We start from the raw sequence: 21408 nt of genomic DNA, 5'->3' as shown, positions 1-21408 counted from the left end.
ATATTTTACCCAATTGTCCCTGTGTACCAAAGTTCTGCTAACTGATATTTTGGTATTTTTATTAACTTTTTATTTGTGTTTTCTTCAATTTCATATTCTACTTCATCATCTTTAATTGCTCCAATTCCTACAAGGGTATCAAGTGCAGTATTTAAGTTTCTCACATCGCTTTGACGACTACGTTTATCTAAACGAACTGTATAAACATGATCAGGATGTTGATTAAATTCTCTCAAAACTGAAGGGCTGTGAGAAGTTAAAATAAATTGTGTTTTTACAAAACCATCTTGACTAGGTGATGTTGCTTGCCAAATCCAATTCATTAGTTGTTGTATATTACCTGGATTAATACCATTTTCTATCTCTTCCAGCATAATAATAGCAGGTGGTCTTCTCAATGATGCAAGCAAACTTATTGCAGCAATTTTCATAAAGCCGTCTGATACAACTTCTGGCATAAATTCTTCTACAGAACCTTTACGTCCTAAATCGAATTCCCAGATTAAACTGGAACGATTTGGATCATAACGAACTCCAATAAAACTTGTATCAACAGTTCTCATTTTGGCAATAAATGATGAAAATATACGTTGTTCTTTTTCTTTTACATGGCGTAGAAGTGACTGAAAGTTACTTCCTGTTTCTCCTAAATATTCTGGTATTCTCCTTTGTTCTATTTCAAGACTGTTATTAAATTCATTGTGTTGTTCTTCATCTATATCCTGATTGTTTTTTTGTTTGAGGAATGCAGGTTGAAAATGATAATTAAATGTATTAGTAAAATAAAGAAAAAATAACTCACATAGTGCTTTTTCATTTTCCTCTAAAGATGGATCTAATTGTATTTTTTTGCTTAATTCTAGTATATTTGTAGGCTGATTATAACCACTTTCAAGCTCTTTAGATATTTGATTATTAGCTAATTGGATAGTTATTTTTTCTTGACAACTAGCATTGTATCTAAAATTAGAGCTTTCACATATTTCTATTTTATAATTAATTTCTCCCCTCTTGTTATTCCATAAAATGGAAAATGACATTGGTTCATCATCTTTAGCAAGTCTGTATTTATATGGATATAAATCTATTCCAGTGACATTTCTATATTTATTATCAGGGTTTCCTTTTTTGACAAGATTACAAAAATGTTGTATTCCTGCTAAAAAATTTGTTTTACCAGAATTGTTATTACCAATTAACAAAGTTACTGGATATAATTCTATAGTTGTTGATTTATGAGTTCTAAAATTCTCTAAAGTAACTTGTTTAAACATCGTAACCTCCCAAAAATATCATTATTTTACCTTGCTCGTTATCTTAAGATTTTACACTATAATTTCAGGAATATATGAAAAATGGTGGGCATTGCCCACCCTACACTTAAGGAGTTTCAGAAATTGCCCCTTGCATTTTTACAAAAGTATCTATTAAAGTCTGCAATTGTTGGTCTGCTTTAAACACTCCTAAACCTCTCGCTGTTACCTTCCCAGGAGAATAAACAAACCTTGCTTTCATTGTGGGAGTGAGGTTTTCTGCTAAGAGATTCCAAGCTGGTTCTTCCATTGGTGTTTCTAAAACAATGTGCTGTTTATTCTCTGGTTTAATGCGGCTAAATCCGAGATTTTTAGCTAATTGTTTGAGTTCCATAACTCGTAATAACTGACTAGCTGGAACTGGAATAGTCCCATATCTATCAGTCCATTCAGCAGCAATTTGTTTGAGTTCATATTTTGATTTTACTGTAGCTACAGCCCGATAAGCACTCATTTTTTGATCAAGATCAGGAATGTAGGTTGCAGGAATAAATGCGGTGAGATTAAGGTCAACTTGGGTGTCTTCAACTTTGGGTATTTCTTGACCTCTAATTTCTCGAATTGCTTCTTCTAACATTTCCATGTATAAGTCAAAGCCAATTACATCCATTTGACCAGATTGTTCTGCACCTAGCAAATTTCCCACCCCGCGAATTTCCATATCTCGCATTGCTAATTGATATCCAGAACCGAGTTGAGTAAATTCTTGAATTGCTCTTAATCTTTGTCTAGCAGCATCAGATAATTCTCGTTGTTTGGGGTAAAATAACCATGCGTGAGCTTGAATTCCTGCCCGTCCTACCCGACCCCGTAATTGATATAATTGAGATAAACCAAAACGGTGAGCATCTTCAATTAAAATTGTGTTAACTCGCGGAATATCTAAACCAGATTCAATAATTGTCGTACAAACAAGAATATCAGCGTCATTATTGCCAAAAGTGAGCATAGTTGATTCTAACTCGCTTTCGTCCATTTGACCATGAGCGATCGCAAATCTGCCTCCAGGAACCATTTCTCGCAATTTTGTCGTGGTTTCTTCAATTCCGTCTACTCGCGGAACTACATAAAATACTTGTCCACCTCGATCTAATTCTTGTCGAATTGCACTTCTAATAACATCGGAGTTGAGCGGTGAAAGATGGGTTTGAATTGGTCTTCTGGTGGGAGGTGGTGTGGTAATTAAACTCATTTCCCGAATTCCCGACAATGACATATATAAGGTTCTGGGAATGGGAGTTGCAGAAAGAGTTAAAACATCAACTTGAGTTTTTAAGCTTTTGATTTTTTCCTTTTGATTAACTCCAAATCTTTGTTCTTCGTCAATTACTAAAAGTCCTAGATCTTTAAATTGGACACTTTTACCTAATAATTGATGCGTCCCCACAACTATATCTAATTCTCCCGTAGCCAGTCGTTTTTGAATATTACGTTTTTCTTCCGCACTGCGAAACCGATTCAATAAACCTACATTTATAGGATAAGGGGCAAAACGTTCTTTAATTGTGTGATAATGTTGTTGAGTTAAAATTGTTGTTGGGGCTAAAAGTGCAACTTGCTTTCCTGCGGTAACAGCTTTAAAAATCGCCCGAATTGCTACTTCTGTTTTCCCAAAACCCACATCTCCACATACTAACCTATCCATCGGTCTTTCACTTTCCATATCCCGTTTCACATCTTGTACCGCTTTGAGTTGATCTGTGGTAGGTTGGTAAGGAAAAGAATCTTCCATTTCTTCTTGCCAAGGCATATCATGAGGATAGGAAAAACCCTGTTGTTGAGAACGGGCTGCATACAATTTTAATAAATCTACCGCTAATTTCTTAATGGCTTTGCGAACTTTACTCTTCGTATTTTCCCAAGCTTTTCCGCTCATTTTGTGTAATTCTGGGGCTTGATCTCCACCAGTGCGGAAACGAGATAAAGAACCAACTTGGTCAGCCGCAACTCTTAACAAACCATCTGCATATTGAACAACTAAATAATCACGGGTTTCATCATTAATTGTCAGACTTTCTAATTTGACAAATTTACCAATTCCATGACTACGATGAACTACATAATCTCCCTGACGTAATTTGTTAGGATCAACTTGTTTAGATGTCGCTTGACGACGTTTGCGGACATAGCCAAAATTAGCTAAGGAATGTTGTCCATAAAATTCTCTATCGGTGACAATAACCAACCGATAAGAAGGTAAAATACAACCTTCTAATTCTGCTAAACCGGAATATTTAAGGGCAATTGGAATATGATTAATTTGCAGTTTATCAATAGCTTGATAATCACGAGGATTGGGAATAAACTGCGCGGGACAATCATGTTCTTGCAGAAGAGAAACAGAACGGGAAGGTTGAGCCGAAAGTATCCAAACTGCAAAATTGCGTTCGCGTTCTTTTCTAATTGTTTCCCCTAATTTTGCAAATTGATGAGGTGTAACAGGTAAAGGTCTACTAGCTAAATTCAGTCCACTATTTTCTTCTGATAATTCCGATAAATATAACTTTCTAAAATTGCCAATTTCCGCTATACACTCATCAAAATTTCGATGAATTTTCGGTAATGCAACTGACAACTGTACCGGCGAAGCATTTGGAAGATAAATTATCGGTGGTTGCAAAAAATGGTCTTCTAAATGCTTCTCCCCTACTGACCACTGACTATTAGCATTTTCCACCCAGCGATCGCTATGAGCATAACATTGTTCTAGTTCATCAATGGCGACAAGAGTATTTTCAGATAAATAATCTAATAATGAAGCGGGTTTTGTAAAAGCCAACCCCAAAAACCGCCGACTTCCTTCTAATGTTCCTAACTCTGAAGAAATTCCCTGGAACGTCTCTACATTTGGTAGATCTTTCAGTGCATCTGAAATAATAGGTGCAAAACTTGTCGGGGTGAGAGTAATTTTTTCCACCTTATCCAAAGCAGAACGTTGGGTAGCGGGGTCAAATTCTCGAATTTGTTCAATTTCGTCGCCAAACCATTCCAAGCGCACAGGCAACTCTGAGGACACCGGAAACACATCCACAATATCCCCCCGTCTACTCCATTGCCCCTCAGTTTCCACCAGAGGAACTCGTTCATATCCCAAAAGAGTGATTTTTTCCCCAAACCCATCTAAATCAAATTCCATCCCTTTTTCTAAGGTTACACAAAATGATTTAAACGCTTCCGGAGGTGGCAAATGTGGCTGTAATGCCCCCACAGTGGCAATTATGGCAGTTTTTTGCTTTTGCAACTGACCATTTACCAAATCCGCTAAAACCTGCATTTGACCCCAACTTAACTCATTTTCAGGGTCAAAAGGTTCATAGGGAGAAGCTTCAGAAGTTGGGTAAAAATGCACAGTTTTCCAGCCCATTGCTTCCATTTGGGCGAAAACCCGGCCAGCTTCCTCTAGGGTGGCACAGACGACGCACAAATCCTGATCTTCATAGTTTGCTAATGCTGAAGCTACCAGTCCCTTGGGGAGACGAGAAATCCCATTTAACCGCAATTCCCGTTGTTTGTTGAGTTTGGTAATTAGTTCGGCGGTAAGAGGCGATCGCGCCAAAGCACGCACAATAGAAGAAAAGGCCATATATTTCAAATATCTTACGCTAAAAAAGGAAGTCGCTGCTGATGTCAAAATCTAAAAGCAGTTTATATTAGCTATTTTAAAAGTTTTCATGGCACTCTAGAAGATGAATCGCAAAGAATCCAGCTTAACTACTAATAGATAGAAGAAATATAGCTACTACTTTGTGTATAGTCAAATTATTCAGAGAATTACCTAAAATAATGGATACTAATAAAATGTCTAAATAAACTGGATTTCTCATCCTGTGTATACTTTTACTCTTTATACCAGCAATTTTAAAAATGTCTTCCTTCACGTTTGAAATTTTAACGATTTTGGTGCTAATTTTCGCTAATGGTGTATTTTCAATGTCGGAAATGGCCGTAGTCTCAGCCCGGAAAGTTAGACTACAGCAGTTAGCCAATCAAGGAGATATCAACGCAAGGGCTGCATTAAAACTCGCAGAATCTCCCAACCATTTTTTATCTATTGTCCAAGTAGGGATTACACTCATTAATATCCTTAATGGTGTCTTCGGTGGTGCTACCATTGCCAAAAGACTGGAAGAGTATGTCAAATTAGTCCCAGTTTTAGCGAATTATAGCAATGCGATCGCTTTTGGCATAGTGGTATTACTAATTACCTATTTTTCCCTGATTGTCGGTGAACTCGTCCCCAAACGTCTGGCTTTAAATAACCCTGAAAAAATCGCGGCTTTAGTAGCTATCCCCATGGGGACTTTAGCAAAAATAGCTTCACCTATAGTTAAAATTTTGAGCGCTTCTACGGATTTAGTATTGCGAATTTTAGGAATTACACCCTCTGCTGAACCCCAGGTTACAGAGGAAGAAATTAAAATACTCATAGAACAAGGGACAGAAGCGGGGACATTTGAAGAAGCCGAACAGGACATGGTAGAGAGAGTTTTCCGGTTAGGCGATCGCGCCGTCACCTCTTTTATGACACCCCGTCCTGATATAGTTTGGTTAGACTTAGACGACTCTCCTGAAGAAAATCGCCACAAAATGGTGGAAAACGGCTATTCTCGCTATCCAATTTGTCAAGAAGGATTAGATAACGTCCTGGGAATTATTCCTGTCACCGACTTATTAGCGAGAAGTTTACGGAATGAACCCTTTGACTTAACACTAGGATTACGTCAACCCGTATTTGTCCCGGAAAGCACCCGCGGTTTAAAAGTTTTAGAATTATTCAAACAAACCGTTACACACATGGCTTTAGTTGTAGATGAATATGGCGTAATTCAAGGCTTAGTCACTCTTAACGACATTATGAGTGAAATCGTCGGTGATGTTCCCGCAGAACCAGGACAAGAAGAACCCCAAGCTGTACAACGGGAAGATGGTTCTTGGTTAGTAGATGGAATGTTAGGAATAGAAGAGTTTTTAGAACTATTTGATCTGGAAGAATTAGAAACTGAAGAAAGAGGAAATTATCAAACTTTAGGCGGTTTTGTGATTACCCATTTAGGACGGATTCCCGCAGCCGCTGATCATTTTGAATGGGATAATATGCGGTTTGAAGTTATGGATATGGACGGAAATCGGGTTGATAAGGTATTAGTTGTACCCAAAGGAATGGGTAATGGGTAATAATTACAATTCTTTAACAAAAATGGCAAAATCAGTAGTTAGATTCTAGCTATAATTTATGTAAACTTAATGCCGTTAATGTTTATGAACTTTCCTCTACAAATACAACGAAAGATAGAAAAATTAGCAAGCAGTCAGGGAATCTCAACGGAACAGTTTATTTTGCAAGCAGTTGCAGAAAAAATTGATGCTTTGACTAATCTATTTGCTGAAGGAAATACGGAAACAAACTTACAAACAACTAATGTAGTTTCTTCTAACCAAGCAAATGTATATCGAAAAGAGGGGATTTTGGTTGTAGATGCTGAATTACCAGAAAACTTTGATTTAAATCTATCTTTCTGAATCTTCACTCAGTAAATATCTGACAAAGTACCTCACGAAGCAGTGGTTCAGCAAATTCAACAACGAATCCTTCGTCATCATTGGACATAACGTACTCACCTATGCGATTGTGAGCAGTACAACATCTCACACGATATATACAATAAGCCGAAAAATTAATCACCAAATCATCATAGTTGTTTTCTGATATGCCTTTGATCCTCGTATTACTTTTATTAGCTGCAATGAAACCTCCTTCAGACATCAAATCTTTAAATGGAGTAATATTATTAATTTTGTTGTAAGAGGATGTTTGAAAAGTATCAGAATTAATCGAGATCCCCCCAACCCCCCTTACAAAGGGGGGCTAAATTCCTCAAAGTCCCCCTTTTTAAGGGGGATTTAGGGGGATCTGCGGGTGTCAGATCCCACACGAGAAAGTTTTCAAACATCCTCTAAGGATTACCGTCTTTACCATAATCGAAAAAAATCTTCATTCCCTTATCTAAATAGTCTGAAGAGTTAATTTTATTTAGACAGTCTGCAATTTTATCAACTTTTTTCTTATCATCACATTTACTTTTGAGTAGATTTTTTAATAAATCAAGTTCCCTATTGTTACTATATTGATTGAGTAATTGTCCTATTCCTTGTAAATCATCATTTAAACTTTTTATTTGCTGAACTAAGTTCCAGTCAAAAATCAGTTCTAGAAGGTGATAAAGCTTCAAAAATCTTTCAAAGGCATAGGGTTGGACTACCGAACGAATGCAACTTTCTTTATGATAGGAAGTTGGAATATCAATTCCAGGTCTAGCAATCAATTTAGAAGGCGTAAAACGATATGCTTCTGGTAAGCTAGATGCAGCATTTGAATGAAAAAATCCTCCCCAAATAGGTGCAGAATCCATATATTTATTTTTATAATCGTCATATTTCATAGTTACTCTGCTGCTGTTATCCAACAATTAACAAAACTTTCTTTTCCTGCTTCACGAAAGTATTCTTTGAATCCATTTGTCAGAAGTTTCCTTTTTGCATTTTTGCAAAGCCCAGACTTACCTTACGCGCATTAAATCCACTTTCTAACTCCTGTAATTTTTCTAATGCGAGAGGATCATCATCTTCTTTGGTATCTCTAAGTAATTTTAGAAGAGTATCTAAAGCCTTTTGTACTCGCTCTGAATTATTGCTAGATACAAGGGCAAGGGCAGCGAAAAAAGAGTTTATCACACTTTCTTCTCCAAACCATTTTATACCATTTGGTATTTCTTGATCAGCATTTCCTATATATATTCGAGATACTTCAACATCTAAATCAGCATAGATTCTTAGATAATTTTTGAAAGCATCAAACTGATCTCCAAGTTGTTCTTCTGTAGAATCTAAAATTTCTTCTTCCACTAATTTCTGTGCGACAACATTTTGTCTCTGTGTTTCTGGGCTTTTGGTTATAAAACTTTGATATGCGGTGGCAATTCTATCGAGAGGGTACTTCCTAGCCTTTGTTCGGCGTGCAGATTCTTTTTCTTTGAAAATTTCAATATCTGGTATTTCGGCTTTCAGTGTGTCATTTAGAGTGATGAATAGAAGACCAATCTGATGTTTCATCGACATAGGTTTCTGTCCTGCATTTAGGACAATAATCCGGTAAATAAGATTTCGGATGTTACCTTCAAGCCAGAACTCCACAAGAACTTTCTGTTCTGGATTAAAGTTAAATTTATCTTTGGCTATGTCGCTTAGAATAAACGTCCGTTGTAATCCATCTAAAATATTTACTTGTCCTGGTTTACTTAACGCGCTTTCAAGTTCTTGCCAGTCATCTTTTTGTACAATGGGTAAGATATCACTCACTAGTTCTGGTTTTACTGCGAGAGTTATGGAAGGTAACAAAGCACCATCCATGATGTCAATTTTCATGCGTTCATATGCTTTATATTTCTCGCGTTTTCTTTGAGGTTCATAATCATCAAAGTTATCGCCTACTAAATCTAAATAGTCTTGTATAGATAATTGAGCATAAAGAATATCTGTATTTGTTCGTAAATCTTTTGCTTTTCCAATGATTTTCACTTGCATAGGGTTATTTGTACCTAAAATTGGGCATTTGAATAACTCATAAAAATTAAATATATTGTATCATCAGGTAAACCATTAACTTTACAATTTAGCAGCCATAAGAGCATTAATATTCAACTACAATTTTCCCTTCCAAAAAAATAACCCCCTCATACTTATAGTAGAGGGGGTTTACAAAACTTAATATCCGCCTTCTTCTTCGTATTCCACCTGTCGTTCCTTGACCTTTTTGGGAATATTCACAGGCTTTGGTGCATCATCCCAAGCATCAGTTTCGAGATCATCATCATAGTCATCATACTGATCTGCGTAGGTCTTTTTAGCAGGTTTGGCTGCGGTTCTGGGTGCTTCCTGATAACTATCTCTGACTGTTTCGTCACTCCAGTTATCTTCTTCATCTTCATCATACTGAATTGACTCGTAGGAACGGGCTTTCATGACTTGCCGCTGGGGTCTTTCTTCCTCTACGTAGTCTTCCGTCCATTCCTCTTCCTGGGCTATAGGTTCAGGAATGCGAACTTTTGGCCGGGGTGCTTGGAGGGGTACACCGCTAGGTAATTGATTGCTGGGGGCAACTGTGCGGGGGGGCGTATAGCCAAATTCCTCTTCTGCATCTCGTTCCCAAGGGGCTTTACCAATTCCCAGCCGTTCTAAAACGCCTACGGTTAATTGGTTTACTCTTTCTTCAGCACCTTCAAACACAATTAAGCGACTCGGACCAGTGCTGACAACTTCATCTATGGACAGTTCATAGGTACTCAAAAACTGGTCAGGAATTTGCGGTAATCCCAAGGAGGCAATGACTATGGAGTATATTTTACCCGTTTCGCCATTAAATTTAAAGCCTCTCACCTTGCCTAAGACTTCACCTGTTTCGGTGATGACTTCCCAGTTCATCAGGTTACTGAGAATCTCTACTTCCACATCTTCGATGACATCCTCGTTATCAACTAAGATAACATCACCGATTTGGTTAATGGTGTTGAGATACATATTGCGAGGCAAACTAGAAATAGAGATGAGGCTGTCTCGCAGACTAAGTGCCACAACCTCTCTTTGATCAATATCAACCCAGATTTGACTCACGATACCTAACCGCTTACCGTTGTCGCGGGTGATTACCTGAGTGTTTAATATATCTGAACGTCTAACTATTTGTTCTGAAGTCATTCTATAGTTCTTCCTGTTCGCGTAGCGTGCCGTAGGCAATCTCGAATCCGGTTTATGTATATCACTATTTTTAACAGAAATTTGTCACTGGTCAGTTGTCATTGGTCAGTTGTCATTGGTAAACTTCTTTCCTGTTTCCTGTTTTCTGTTCCCTGTTCCCTGTTCCCTGTCACCTAACTTAATACCCAAAACTTGAGTATATGCACCTCTGGCTGGAATTACGCCAATTGTGCGCTGTGTTGATTTTATCATCGGATGGCGCAAACTCACAACTATAAAGCTTGTTTCGCCTGTTGTTTGATCATTCTAGCTAATCATTCCACCTTTGTCCCATTTAAAAACATATCAACTTCGTAATTGTAGCTGGATATCCTGATAATACATTTCCACCAGAACAGCAAGATTTATTGATATTAATATCTTCCTTGAGAAAGAAGAAGTAAAAAATTTTATTTTTAAAATTATAAGTATAGCTGTTTGGAGCTAAACGAATATGGCTTTATACAAAATTGAAGACTTTACTCCTGACTCTAACTATGATAGTCCAGGGTTGGATGGCAGTGAAGTTGAAAAGATTAAGCATTTTGATGTCTATTCAGACATAGATGATGATAAAGTTGGCACTATTAAATACATATTGGTAGATGATTCAGGGCGGTTGCGTTATTTAGTTGTGGACACAGGTTTTTGGTTCTTTGGTAGACAAGTATTGTTACCAATTGGACGTTCCCGAATTGACTATGATAAACGTCGGGTGTACGCGAATAAGCTGACAAAGCAGCAGGTAGAAAATTTACCAGATTTTAAAGATTTGCAAGAAATTGATTACGACTATGAGGAACGGGTGCGGGGTGTTTATCGTCCACCAATAGCACAAGAACCTTTAGAGTCATCAACACCGCTAGAGTCACCGATAGCTGTAGATTCTCCACTAGTTTCTCATGAGCGCACAATAGTTACTCCTGCTGTTCCTGTTGAACGGAATACATATAGGTATGAGGAAGAACCAAATCTTTACAATGTGAATGAGCAGGATCACCAAAACCTGAAACTATATGAAGAACGTTTAGTAGCTAATAAATCTCGTGTGAAGACAGGAGAAGTAACTGTTAGTAAGCAATCATATACTGAAATGGTAACAGTTTCTGTACCTGTGCAAAGAGAACGTATAGTCATTGAACACACTGATGCAGAAACGGGTGTTAAAAATGTATCACTAACTGAAGCTGATTTAGGTGAAGGAGGAGTAAAAATCAAGAAAATAGTTGAACAGGATACAGTTGAAGCGGAAGATACTATTCGTCGTGAAGAATTAGACGTGACTCGGAATGATCAACGAGTAACTGAGAGAAGAAACTAAGAAACCTCGAAACAGCAGTTCTGCGTCTTGGGAAAATGGCTCTCACGGAGCGCTTCGCTATCGCCTATAAATTTCTTGATTTTGCGATAGCTTCGCTCGCCGCAGGCATCGCACTCAACTCAATACCAAAATATCACAATATTATCCGCTCCAATGATTCGTTAGGCTGTGTATGTGTCTTATTTCTAGCCAGTTAAATTTCTGCTTTGACTGCTTTTTCTAAACGATTAGTTTCATCTTTTGCATCTTTGAGTAAGTCATTCCAATTATCTGGAGGATGACCACTTTCCAGCATTTTCTTAAAAACTCTATAAGCGTCTGTGTTACTGTCATAGGATCGCTTAGAGTTCTCATCGTTAACCCAGGCGAAAACAATTATTTTGCTCTCTTGATGATATCGAAAAAACAGTCGGTACTGCTGAAAAAATTTAGCTCTAAACCAGTGCTTGTAATCGTCAACAAGCGTATTGCCTTGGCGATAATCACTACGTGTTGGGTCTTGAGGAATAACATCAAATGCCAGCTTTGCTATGGCAGATAGACGCTTTGTGGCGTTTTTTTTCTTGTATTCTTGAGGATACTTTTGACGCAAATGTTCAACCTGGGTCAGAAGTTCTTCAAACTGGTTAAGGAAGAGAGGATGAGCAAATATGTTCCACTCATTAATCACTAGCGGTTGATTTACAGACAAACTTATTCATCCTCATCAGAGAGTGGTGCATCAAGATCAAGATCGACTTCAGCAACCAAGGACTGAACACGGCTGACTAAATCAGAGCTAATGGCTTGTAAGTGCTGAGGATTCTTCTCGATATCTCTTGCAATAAAATTTAAAAACTGTCCAAGTATAGGATCGCTTTCTGTTTTGTCGACGCGAGAAATCACTACCTTACCGTCAGGCTGGATAGTGTAGCAGATTTTATCACGCTTATCCAAGCCAAGGAACTTGCGAACAGGATCAGGGATTGTAGTCTGATAGCGATCAGTAAGAGTAGATTCTGAAGATGGGGCTGGTATTACAGCCATAGCGACCTCTAAACCTATCGGTTAAATTATATCTCTAACGTAATGCAAGTGCATTGTCTTGTCAACAGTGACATTTCTGCTTTGGAATCTAACGGCAGAACTGAGCTACAAGCGATACCTTTGGTTAGTGCTTGCGCGATTCCTAGGTCGCGCTTCGCTATCGCACTTGCTCAATCCAACCTACGAGCGATTCCTAGGTCGCGCTTCGCTATCGCACTTTATCAATCCAAACTACAAGCGATTCCTGCGGAGCGCTTCGCTATCGCAATTTATCAATTCAACCTACGAGCGATTCCTGCGGAGCGCTTCGCTATCGCATTGATAGCTGTAATGCTTACAGTTAAAAGATTACAAAATATCTATTTCCCAGTCTTCCAATTGTAGTTGGGGAATGCGTGAAAATTCTTTAGTATTATGGGTAACTAAGATCAAATTATTCGCTAAAGCAATAGCCGCAATTTGTAAATCGTAAGCTCCAATAGGTGTTCCGTTAGCAGCAAGTTGGGCGCGAATTTTGCCAAAAATTCTAGCAGACTGGTCATCAAAAGGCAAAGACACAAATTGACTCAAAAATCCTTGCTGTAACGTCAGATTACGCTCTGGGTTAGCACTACGAATTGATCCGTAAAATAATTCACCCTTCACAACTGAACAAACAGCGACTTCTGAAAGTGGGATATTATCCAGCTTTTGTTTTAAATGAAAGTTTTTGCCCTTGAGATAAATAATACAGGCATTAGTGTCTAGCAGATAAATCATCAAAATAGCTCTCTTTCTGCTTGTTCTGGCTGTGGATGTCTGATAAATGTTTCATCTTGAATACAACCATAAAAATCACTCAATTTTATTGTTGTTTTTGTTGGTGATGCTGATTCATAAACAAGAATAATATCTAATTCCGTTCCTTCCGTTGTTTCGGGTAATTGAATTTGTAAAAGTCCATTTTTACCAATTAGCGATCGCACTCTCATACTTTGCATAACTATTTACCTCTTTTGAATATCTGTTCTTTAAGTTCTTGTAACAACATAGATAGCTCCTATGCTGGAATGGTTGTCTAATGTTGTCTATTCAGTATATTATAAACGATCTTGCTTTATAAGTCTAATTTGAGCGATTCCTAGGTCGCGCTTCGCTATCGCACCTTATCAATCCACCTACAGGCGATTCCTAGGTCGCGCTTCGCTATCGCACTTGGTCAATCCAATCTACAAGCGATTCCTGCGGAGCGCTTCGCTATCACACCTTATCAATCTAACCTACGAGCGATCGCTGATTACGCTTCCCCAACAGGCGAACTCGCACTAATGAATAATCAAACTATCTCTAGTCATTTCTAAAAAATCATAGGTCAAAAACAATTCGATTATTTGAGTAATATTTTGTAGAAAAAGTTGTTCAATTTGTTTATTACTAATATTACCTGTGGTTATTAGTAGTAGTTTGTAAGGCTCTTGTTTGATTAAAAAAAAATCTAAAAAATCTTTATCTTTGGTAATAACAATTCTCTGTTCCAGGATTGATAGTTTGTTGATTTCCGAATCTGGAGTTGCATTTTTTAAAGGAAGATTTTTGGTATGTATAAGAGGATGTTTGAAAACTTTCTCGTGTGGGATCTGACACCCGCAGATCCCCCTAAATCCCCCTTAAAAAGGGGGACTTTGAGGAATTTAGCCCCCCTTTGTAAGGGGGGTTGGGGGGATCTCGATTAATTCTGATACTTTTCAAACATCCTCTAACATCACAACCTAAGTTCTCTAATAAATTGGCAATTCGCATTGGTAATTGAGCATCAATCAAGAATTTCATGAAACTAATTGGAGAATACTTTTAACTTGAGTGAGTCGAGTAGCAAAGCTGAGAACTGCTAAAATGTCTTCGTATTCTAAATCATCATAATCTTCTAAAATATCATCAATATTCATGCCTGAACTCAAAAGTTCTAAGATCATTTCCACCGGATAGCGCAATCCGCGAATACACGGTTTACCATGACAAATATCATGGTTAATTGTTATTCTATTTAATAGAAGGTTATTCATGATATTTAGATTTTATGTTGGCACTAAATTAATTGTACTTGATTTTTCGAGTTCTATGACAATAGAAAAAAGCGAACTGAAAGTCACCGTTGCGCGACTCTTACAGAGCGCTTCGCTATCGCACTTTATCAATCTAACATACGAGCGATTCCTGCGGAGCGCTTCGCTATCGCACTTTATCAATCTAACATACGAGCGATTCCTAGGTCGCGCTTCGCTATCGCACAAGAGGAGCAATTACTAGGTTATGATTCATCCTGTAAATATCCAATTCTTGATCTTAGAGTATTAAATAAGCGATCGCAATAAGGAGAAGCTTGACGAACCTGAGTTACATCTAATGATTCTAATAGTTCAGAGGCGTGTTTTATTTTGTGATATTCTCCCTTAGTAGTTCTACCAGTCGCAGTTTTGAGAGTAGGTTCTAAATTATCTTTTGCAATAGTTTCCACATTAGCATTTTTGGGAATAGCATTTTCTTTAAAACCTTGGCCATAAAATTTTTTCAGCGTTGCAAAATCAGCAATAAACCAAGCTTCCATTGTTTGTACCATTAAATGACAATTATCATCATCAACTTCTGTTGGTTTATCCCAATTATCTCTAAATTTTAAATGTTCCCAAGGAGATTTTTTATTTACAGGTGCTTCAGCATCAACTAATAATACATTAAAAGCATCAGGATGAGATTTTAAAGCATTTTTGAAATCACGGAAAGCATTATTCCGACTACCACACATAATGATATTCCATTTAATGTTTTTGGTTGTTGCTTCCTTTACTAATTTTAAAAAAAACTTACTAAATCCTTTTCTAAGTGAAGATCTCTGATTTTTGGAATCTCCACCACCTTCTATATAAATTCTAATCTCTTTTACCATCTGTTTCCACCTATTTCACCCATCCGCCACAAATCACCTAAAGTATAATTTTCTAACCAGTCTTTGAGTTTATCTGGTTTAAGTCTCCTTAAATGAGTTCCTGTATCATCTCTTTCACAAACTACTACAGATTCAGGATATTCACTTAACGCAGAAACCAAAGCATCAGAATGAGTTGTGACAATTAATTGAGTTCTCTGAGATGCTTCTATTAACAATTCTGCAATAGTCGGTAAAATATCTGGATGTAAACCTAATTCCGGTTCTTCAATACAAATTAGTGGTGGTGGAGTAGGATCTAAAAGTAAAGCCATTAAACATAAATACCGCAATGTTCCATCAGATAACCGAGTTGCAGGAATTGGTTGAATTACACCTTCTTCCCGAATAAATATTTGTACTGTACCACCATATATTGTGACATCTAATTCTTCTGCTGGCTCATAAAATTTTTTGAGTTTTTCAATAATTTTTCTATTACCTATTCGGTATTTTAAATCTTTTATAAATAAACCTAAATTACTACCATCTTCTAATAAAGGATGTTGGGGTAAATCTGTAGGTTGATGTTTACGCAATTGAGAATTTATATCTGTACTTAAAGTTCTATATATCCTTATTTTATTGAAGTTATCACTCAGATAAGTAATCTCTGGATATTTACGTGCTGCTTTTAATTGGGATAATATAGATTGATCAGATTTTAAATCATTCTTATTCCAATTTTCTTGAGATATTTTCTCTATACCCGATAAATCTTTTTCTCGAAAATTAAAAACAGGTTCAAGGTTTTTATCATTATAAGAATAATGAACAAAATCATCATTATGGATATATTCATCTATCAAGAAAAACCTCTGATTCATTTCACTAAATTCTAGTTTATATTTCAGTGTTTGTAATCCTGATTGATAATCAACCATTACTTGAATTGTCGCTCCTGCTCCTAGAGTACCATAATCCTTACTGCCTTTCCATAAAAATTCATTAATACCTCCACCTTGACGAAAAGGTGCTGGTAAATCTGTGGGTGTTGCGCGTAAAATACCAATAGCTTCTATTAAATTAGATTTTCCAGATGTATTAGCACCAATTAACACATTTAGCGGTTGTAATTCTATTTCTTCCCCTTCACTTCCATAGGAGAGAAAGTTTTGTAATTTGATTTTATGAATAAATCTTTTACCTTCCATTTATTTCTCCTAATTTTAAATAAAACTAAATTGTTGCTAATATTTTGGGTGACTTTACTCTAAATAGCTATCCATTTCCTGACAATGAATAAACAATTATTTATCTTTTGCGATAGCGAAGCGCTGACTTGTCAGTTCGCTAGATGGTAGTTTGAATATCTGTTCTTTAAGTTCTTGTAACAACATAGATAGCTCCTATGCTTGAATGGTTGTCTAATATATGTTGTCTATTCAGTATATTATAAGCGATCGCACTTGATCAATTTAACCTACGAGCGATTCCTGCGGAGCGCTTCGCTATCGCACTTTATCAATCCAACCTACAAGCGATTCCTGCGGAGCGCTTCGCTATCGCACTTTACCAATCCAACCTACAAGCGATCGCACTTTCTCAATCTAACCTACGAGCGATCGCACTTTATCAATCCAACCTACAAGCGATCGCACTTTATCAATCTAACCTATGAGCGATCGCAATTTATCAACCTAACCTACAAGCGATCGCACTAAGACGTTGGGGAGTTTGGCGTTGTTGGAATAATCGCCCTTTCAAAATACGCTGAACCTCCATAACCAATGAGTGAACCAACCACAAATCCACCAAAAAAGTCTTCAACAGTAATAAAACCTTGAGTCCCTGTCTTCCGCGACAAGGCTATCGTCGCTATTAAACTCATTACAACAGCAGCACCTAATGAAACTATTAGAGTTTGACCCTCAAGAGTCTTCACCGTATTTAAAACTTTTGCCAGCGTTCCAAGTACAGAACCAATGACTGCACCAACTACCATTGAAAGTAATGGTGGTCTAACATCAAATTCAGACGTTATTACTTGCGTCTTTTCTCTATTGTTTACGCGATATCTAACCAGTGTACTCAAAGAACGTCGTGTGGGAGTGAAAAATAACCATCCCCCAGTTGAAATCTCAAAATATGCTACAGCCTCGCAGTGCGGTTCAATAGTCATGCTTTTCTTTTCCGCTGGTTGTAACACTTCAGTTTGTTGAGAAAATTTTACTTTTGCACCTTCATCTACTGAAATATTAACCGTATCATAGTTACTTAAATCTGTATCAATTTCGGTTTCAGAATTAGGTTTTGCATCTATGTTCAGAACACTTTTAGATTTTGGAAATTCAATGGCTAATCCACCAACGTTGATTGCATTAATATCAACTGGAGTCATCAAAAAATCATTGAAATTTTGAAATAATGATTTAATCCAGCCAGGTTTTCTTTTAACTTGCCGTGAGTTGGAGTTAGAAGATTGATTTCTTGATGTTGCCCTAAAGTCTTTAACAACTTCACTTAGATGTGATGAACGTGGACCTTGTATCTCTAAAATCTCAACTGGTTCGTTAAAAGGATTACGGAGCAATATCGTAACTATTGAAACCTTCCCTGCCTCATATACTGCTTCGGGCAGAGTTATGTCTAAACGCCCATATACATCACTTTTTTCCGTATTAATGTCCATTTTTCAAAAACCTATCGCTTCACAACTATATATCTTACGCAATTCTGCGGACTGCTTCAATGATCAGATGATTGCAACTTAATACCCAAAACTTGAGTATATGCACCTCTGGCTTGAGTTACGCCAATTGTGCGCTGTGCTGATTCTATCATCGGACGACGCAAACTCACAACTATAAACTGTGCCTGTTCCGCCTGTTGTTTAATCATTCTCGCTAGTCGTTCCACATTTGCCCCATCTAAAAACATATCTACTTCGTCAAAGGCGTAAAATGGAGAGGGACGATAACGTTGTAGGGAGAAAATAAAACTTAATGCAGTTAAGGATTTTTCTCCCCCTGACATAGAAGCAAGCCGTTGGACGGGTTTACCTTTGGGGTGTGCGACTAGGTTTAAGCCACTGTTAAAAGGATCTTCGGGATTATCTAGTTGTAAATAACCGTCACCATCGGAAAGAATAGCAAAGATTGATTGGAAATTTTCGTTTACTGCGTCGAAAGCTTCTTTAAATGCTTTTTGACGGAGGGTGGTAAAGTTTTCAATTCTTAATAATAATTCTGTCCGTTCCCCTTCCAAAGTCTCTAATTTTTCGGTAAGTTCTTGAAGACGACTTTGGACTTTATCGAATTCTTCCAAAGCTAACATATTCACAGGTTCCATTGCCTGTAAACGTTTACCTAAACTCCGCAATTCTTTTTGTAAGTCTTCTAAATCAACTTTATTGGGAACTTCTGGGAGGGGACTGGGTAATTCTGCACCTAAATCTCGCAATTGGTTTTGTAGTGCTGTTAAATCTTCCCGGCGTTTTTGTTGAGTTTCTTGCAGTTTCTCTATTTCCCATTGTAATTGTTGTTGACGCAATAAGAGCGATCGCAATTCGGTTTCTGCTGTATCTCGATTTTTCTTTTCTTCCCCTAAGTTTTCTTCCAATTTACGCAAATTAGCCTGAATGTCGGTAATTAAATTATTCAATTCTTCAACTTGACTATTAACTGTTGCTTGTTGCTGTTTTCCTGTCGTTTCTTCTTGTTGATATTGAATAACTCTGGTTTGGGATTCTTCTATTTTTTCTTGTAATCGTTGTTGTTGATTTTCGAGATTTTTTAATTGCTGTTGAACATCTCTTAACGCTGTTTCCCGTTGTTGTAATTCCTGTTCTTGGGTTTTAATGATAGCTTGGATTTGTTGCCATTCGCTAGGGGTTTGGGAAGATTCCAACTCAGCTAAAGTATGTCGCAATTGTTGTAATTGAGTTTCTTGTTCTGGTAATTCCCGATTTAAAACTTCTAACCGGGATTGTGCAGATGTAAATTTTTGGGTATTTTGGGAAAGTTGAGAACGAGTATTTTCTAACTGCGTTGTTAAACTCTTAATCTCTTTCTTTAACTGTTCTAAATATAATTGTTGTTCCCTGCGTCCTTGACGTGCTTCCGTTAATTCTAAAGTTAATGTTTTAGTGCGAGTTCCTAAAGTAGAAATTGCTTCTCCACAACGTTCTAAAATCCGATCAATATCTATTAAGCGAGATTTCAAATTAGCGACTTCCTGAGATTCTCCGGCTTCACCGCTATCAAAGCGTAAAGACGAACGTTGACTACTACTACCTCCAGTCATAGCTCCGCTTGTTTCTAATAATTCCCCTTGTAAAGTGACAATACGATATAGTCCCATATTTTTCCGAGCTTGGGCAAGAGTCGCAAATACTACCGTTGCACCAAAAACATAGGCAAATACATCATGATAACGGCGATCGCATTCTACCAAATTTACCGCATAATTAACAAAACCATCAGCTAAACGCAGAGTTGCATCCTGGGTAAATTTCGGGACTTTAATCTTATTTAAAGGTAAAAAAGTTGCCCTCCCTGCCCGTTTTTGTTTCAACAGTTCAATGCCCGCAGATGCCACACTATCATCTTCAACCACAATATGCCCCAAACGTCCACCCGCAGCCATTTCCAACGCTGTTTGATATTTGGGATCTACCTTACCCAACTGCACCACTAAACCACATAAACCGGGCATTTCCGACTGTAAAATCACCTTACTTGCTTGTGTTCCTTGTATTTCCTGTTGCGCTTGAGTTTGTGCCTCTAACTTATCTAATTGACGTTGTTTATCTCGTTGTTCTTGTAAAAGTCGCTTTTGGGTATCTTGTTGAATTTGTAACTCTTGTTCTGTCGCAGCGAGATTTTCAGCTAAATTTTGAATAGGTTGAGTAGAAGCATTAAATTCCGTTTCCAGACGCGCACATTCAGCTTGTTTTTGGGCTAATTCGGGTTCTAAAGTCGCAATTAACTGAGATTGTTCAGAAATCAATTGTTGTAATTGAGTATTCCGTTCCTGTAATTGCGCTTGTTCAGTGCGTTGCGGTTCAAGAGTATGCAGCAAAGATTCCATTTGCCGATTTAAAGCTGTTTGTTGTTGTACCCAAGCTTCCGAAGCTGAGGCAATTTCCGCAGCAGCTTGACGAGAAGATTCTAAATTTTGTTGGGCGGTGTCACGTTCTGTTTGTAGAGACGTTACATTTACCGTTTCTATATTTTGTTTTTTCTTAGCTTCCTCTAAAGCCAGTTGATATTGTTGAATTTCTTGATAAGTTTGATTTAACCGTCTTGTAGATTCTTGAATAGATGCTTCTAACTCCCGTTGTTGACGTTGGAGTTGTTTCCGTTCCGCTTCCTGAGTAGCGAGATTTGATTGAACAGAGAGAAGTTCCTCTTCCCCCAAAGCCTTTACCCGGAGATTGAGTTGATCTAATTCAGTAGTTTTTTGATCAATTTGAGAATTAGTTGTATTTAACTGAGTAGTAAAATCACTGAAATTGCGATCGCCCTCTTGAACTTGTGCAACTAGCTTTTCTTGCTGTGCTTGGAGAGAACGCCAAGATAATACAGATTCCCAAGACTGCTTTTGGATAAATTCAACTTTCAATAATTGATACTTTTCCGCCTTAGCCTTATCTTGAGACAGGCGATCGCATTGTATACTTAACTCAGTCTGAATAATCCGACAACTATCCTCCTTATCCTTCACCTCATCCAAAGTAGACCTAGCCTGGACAATTTTCCGATCATAAGTCGCCACCCCAGCCAACTCATCAATAATTTCCCGACGTTCCCGCGCATTCATGGAAATGATGCTGGTAACATCCCCTTGCAATACTACATTATACCCTTCAGGATAAATCCGTAACTCCTCCAAATCCTCATGTAACTCAGTCAAAGTACAAGCCACACCATTAATATAATAATTCGACGTATACCCCCCCTGCTGAGACACCCGCAACCGCCGAGTAACACTCCACTCAGACGATTTTGGATTTTGGATTTTAGATTTTAGATTTTCCCCTACTTCCCCTACCT

Annotated in this window: 20 protein-coding genes and 1 pseudogene; 4 read left to right on the top strand and 17 right to left on the bottom strand. The window is 37.6% G+C overall.

Annotation, left to right across the window (positions count from 1 at the left end; genetic code table 11):
* Window positions 1-5: 5 nt before the first annotated feature.
* Entirely contained in the window at window positions 6-1274 is a 1269-nt protein-coding gene (locus FJR09_RS00525) for an AAA family ATPase (RefSeq protein ID WP_015080111.1), read from the bottom strand.
* 106 nt (window positions 1275-1380) lie between these two features.
* The gene (gene mfd, locus FJR09_RS00520; RefSeq protein WP_168653838.1) at window positions 1381-4896 is read right to left on the bottom strand and encodes a transcription-repair coupling factor; all 3516 of its coding nucleotides are present in this window, start codon (window positions 4894-4896) and stop codon (window positions 1381-1383) included.
* A 281-nt stretch (window positions 4897-5177) separates the two neighbouring features.
* On the opposite strand from mfd, the gene FJR09_RS00515 reads away from it, so the two are divergent.
* Entirely contained in the window at window positions 5178-6488 is a 1311-nt protein-coding gene (locus FJR09_RS00515; protein ID WP_015080109.1) for a hemolysin family protein, read from the top strand.
* 84 nt (window positions 6489-6572) lie between these two features.
* Window positions 6573-6833: a hypothetical protein gene (locus FJR09_RS00510; RefSeq protein WP_041457967.1), complete on the top strand. Its 261-nt coding sequence runs from the start codon at window positions 6573-6575 to the stop codon at window positions 6831-6833.
* A 4-nt stretch (window positions 6834-6837) separates the two neighbouring features.
* Here FJR09_RS00510 and FJR09_RS00505 read toward each other — a convergent pair whose 3' ends face one another.
* From FJR09_RS00505 to FJR09_RS26050, 5 genes and pseudogenes are all read right to left on the bottom strand, one after another.
* Window positions 6838-7080: a hypothetical protein gene (locus FJR09_RS00505; protein WP_217361105.1), complete on the bottom strand. Its 243-nt coding sequence runs from the start codon at window positions 7078-7080 to the stop codon at window positions 6838-6840.
* Window positions 7081-7267: 187 nt separating this feature from the next.
* Entirely contained in the window at window positions 7268-7753 is a 486-nt protein-coding gene (locus FJR09_RS00500; protein WP_015080107.1) for a hypothetical protein, read from the bottom strand.
* A gap of 79 nt (window positions 7754-7832) precedes the next feature.
* Window positions 7833-8894 (bottom strand): hypothetical protein, encoded by a 1062-nt coding sequence (locus FJR09_RS00495; RefSeq protein WP_015080106.1) that lies wholly within the window; start codon window positions 8892-8894, stop codon window positions 7833-7835.
* Window positions 8895-9074: 180 nt separating this feature from the next.
* Complete coding sequence (locus FJR09_RS00490) at window positions 9075-10064, bottom strand: PRC-barrel domain-containing protein (RefSeq protein WP_015080105.1); 990 nt, start codon at window positions 10062-10064, stop codon at window positions 9075-9077.
* A 105-nt stretch (window positions 10065-10169) separates the two neighbouring features.
* Window positions 10170-10417 (bottom strand): annotated as a pseudogene (locus FJR09_RS26050) (hypothetical protein); the annotation flags it as partial.
* A gap of 140 nt (window positions 10418-10557) precedes the next feature.
* Here FJR09_RS26050 and FJR09_RS00480 point away from each other — a divergent pair.
* Window positions 10558-11424: a DUF2382 domain-containing protein gene (locus FJR09_RS00480; RefSeq protein ID WP_015080104.1), complete on the top strand. Its 867-nt coding sequence runs from the start codon at window positions 10558-10560 to the stop codon at window positions 11422-11424.
* A 193-nt stretch (window positions 11425-11617) separates the two neighbouring features.
* Here the strand turns inward: FJR09_RS00480 and FJR09_RS00475 are convergent, their stop codons facing one another.
* The 8 genes from FJR09_RS00475 to FJR09_RS00440 all read right to left on the bottom strand — a co-directional run bounded on the left by FJR09_RS00475 (window position 11618) and on the right by FJR09_RS00440 (window position 16566).
* Window positions 11618-12115, bottom strand: a complete 498-nt coding sequence (locus tag FJR09_RS00475; protein ID WP_015080103.1) for a type II toxin-antitoxin system YhaV family toxin — start codon at window positions 12113-12115, stop codon at window positions 11618-11620.
* 2 nt (window positions 12116-12117) lie between these two features.
* A complete protein-coding gene (locus FJR09_RS00470; protein WP_168651646.1) occupies window positions 12118-12450 on the bottom strand; it encodes a type II toxin-antitoxin system PrlF family antitoxin in 333 nt (110 codons plus the stop codon).
* A gap of 348 nt (window positions 12451-12798) precedes the next feature.
* Window positions 12799-13209, bottom strand: coding sequence for a type II toxin-antitoxin system VapC family toxin (locus FJR09_RS00465; protein ID WP_168651647.1), 411 nt, complete (start codon window positions 13207-13209; stop codon window positions 12799-12801).
* A complete protein-coding gene (locus FJR09_RS00460; protein ID WP_168651648.1) occupies window positions 13209-13430 on the bottom strand; it encodes a hypothetical protein in 222 nt (73 codons plus the stop codon). The genes FJR09_RS00465 and FJR09_RS00460 overlap by 1 nt, the downstream gene beginning before the upstream one ends.
* A 324-nt stretch (window positions 13431-13754) precedes the next feature.
* Entirely contained in the window at window positions 13755-13985 is a 231-nt protein-coding gene (locus tag FJR09_RS00455; RefSeq protein ID WP_235082031.1) for a DUF5615 family PIN-like protein, read from the bottom strand.
* A gap of 270 nt (window positions 13986-14255) precedes the next feature.
* The gene (locus FJR09_RS00450; protein ID WP_015080100.1) at window positions 14256-14492 is read right to left on the bottom strand and encodes a DUF433 domain-containing protein; all 237 of its coding nucleotides are present in this window, start codon (window positions 14490-14492) and stop codon (window positions 14256-14258) included.
* A 245-nt stretch (window positions 14493-14737) separates the two neighbouring features.
* On the bottom strand, window positions 14738-15373 hold the full coding sequence (locus tag FJR09_RS00445) for a DUF4276 family protein (RefSeq protein ID WP_168653839.1): 636 nt from the start codon (window positions 15371-15373) through the stop codon (window positions 14738-14740).
* A complete protein-coding gene (locus FJR09_RS00440; protein ID WP_168653840.1) occupies window positions 15367-16566 on the bottom strand; it encodes an AAA family ATPase in 1200 nt (399 codons plus the stop codon). Before FJR09_RS00440 ends, FJR09_RS00445 begins: the two co-directional genes overlap by 7 nt.
* Before the next feature lie 255 nt (window positions 16567-16821).
* Here FJR09_RS00440 and FJR09_RS00435 point away from each other — a divergent pair, with 255 nt between their 5' ends.
* Window positions 16822-17076: a hypothetical protein gene (locus FJR09_RS00435; RefSeq protein WP_168653841.1), complete on the top strand. Its 255-nt coding sequence runs from the start codon at window positions 16822-16824 to the stop codon at window positions 17074-17076.
* On the opposite strand, the gene FJR09_RS00430 is transcribed toward FJR09_RS00435, so the two are convergent.
* The gene (locus FJR09_RS00430) at window positions 17073-18044 is read right to left on the bottom strand and encodes a hypothetical protein (protein ID WP_168653842.1); all 972 of its coding nucleotides are present in this window, start codon (window positions 18042-18044) and stop codon (window positions 17073-17075) included. The genes FJR09_RS00435 and FJR09_RS00430 overlap by 4 nt on opposite strands.
* 56 nt (window positions 18045-18100) lie before the next feature.
* Window positions 18101-21408, bottom strand: a 3308-nt coding sequence (gene smc, locus FJR09_RS00425; protein ID WP_168653992.1) for a chromosome segregation protein SMC, incomplete at its 5' end; no start/stop codon positions are given.

The sequence above is a fragment of the Dolichospermum sp. UHCC 0406 genome (genome assembly GCF_009712025.1).
GTDB lineage: Bacteria > Cyanobacteriota > Cyanobacteriia > Cyanobacteriales > Nostocaceae > Dolichospermum > Dolichospermum lemmermannii.
The sequence above is the reverse complement of the archived record's forward strand: the minus strand, read 5'-3'. Positions and strand labels throughout refer to the sequence as shown.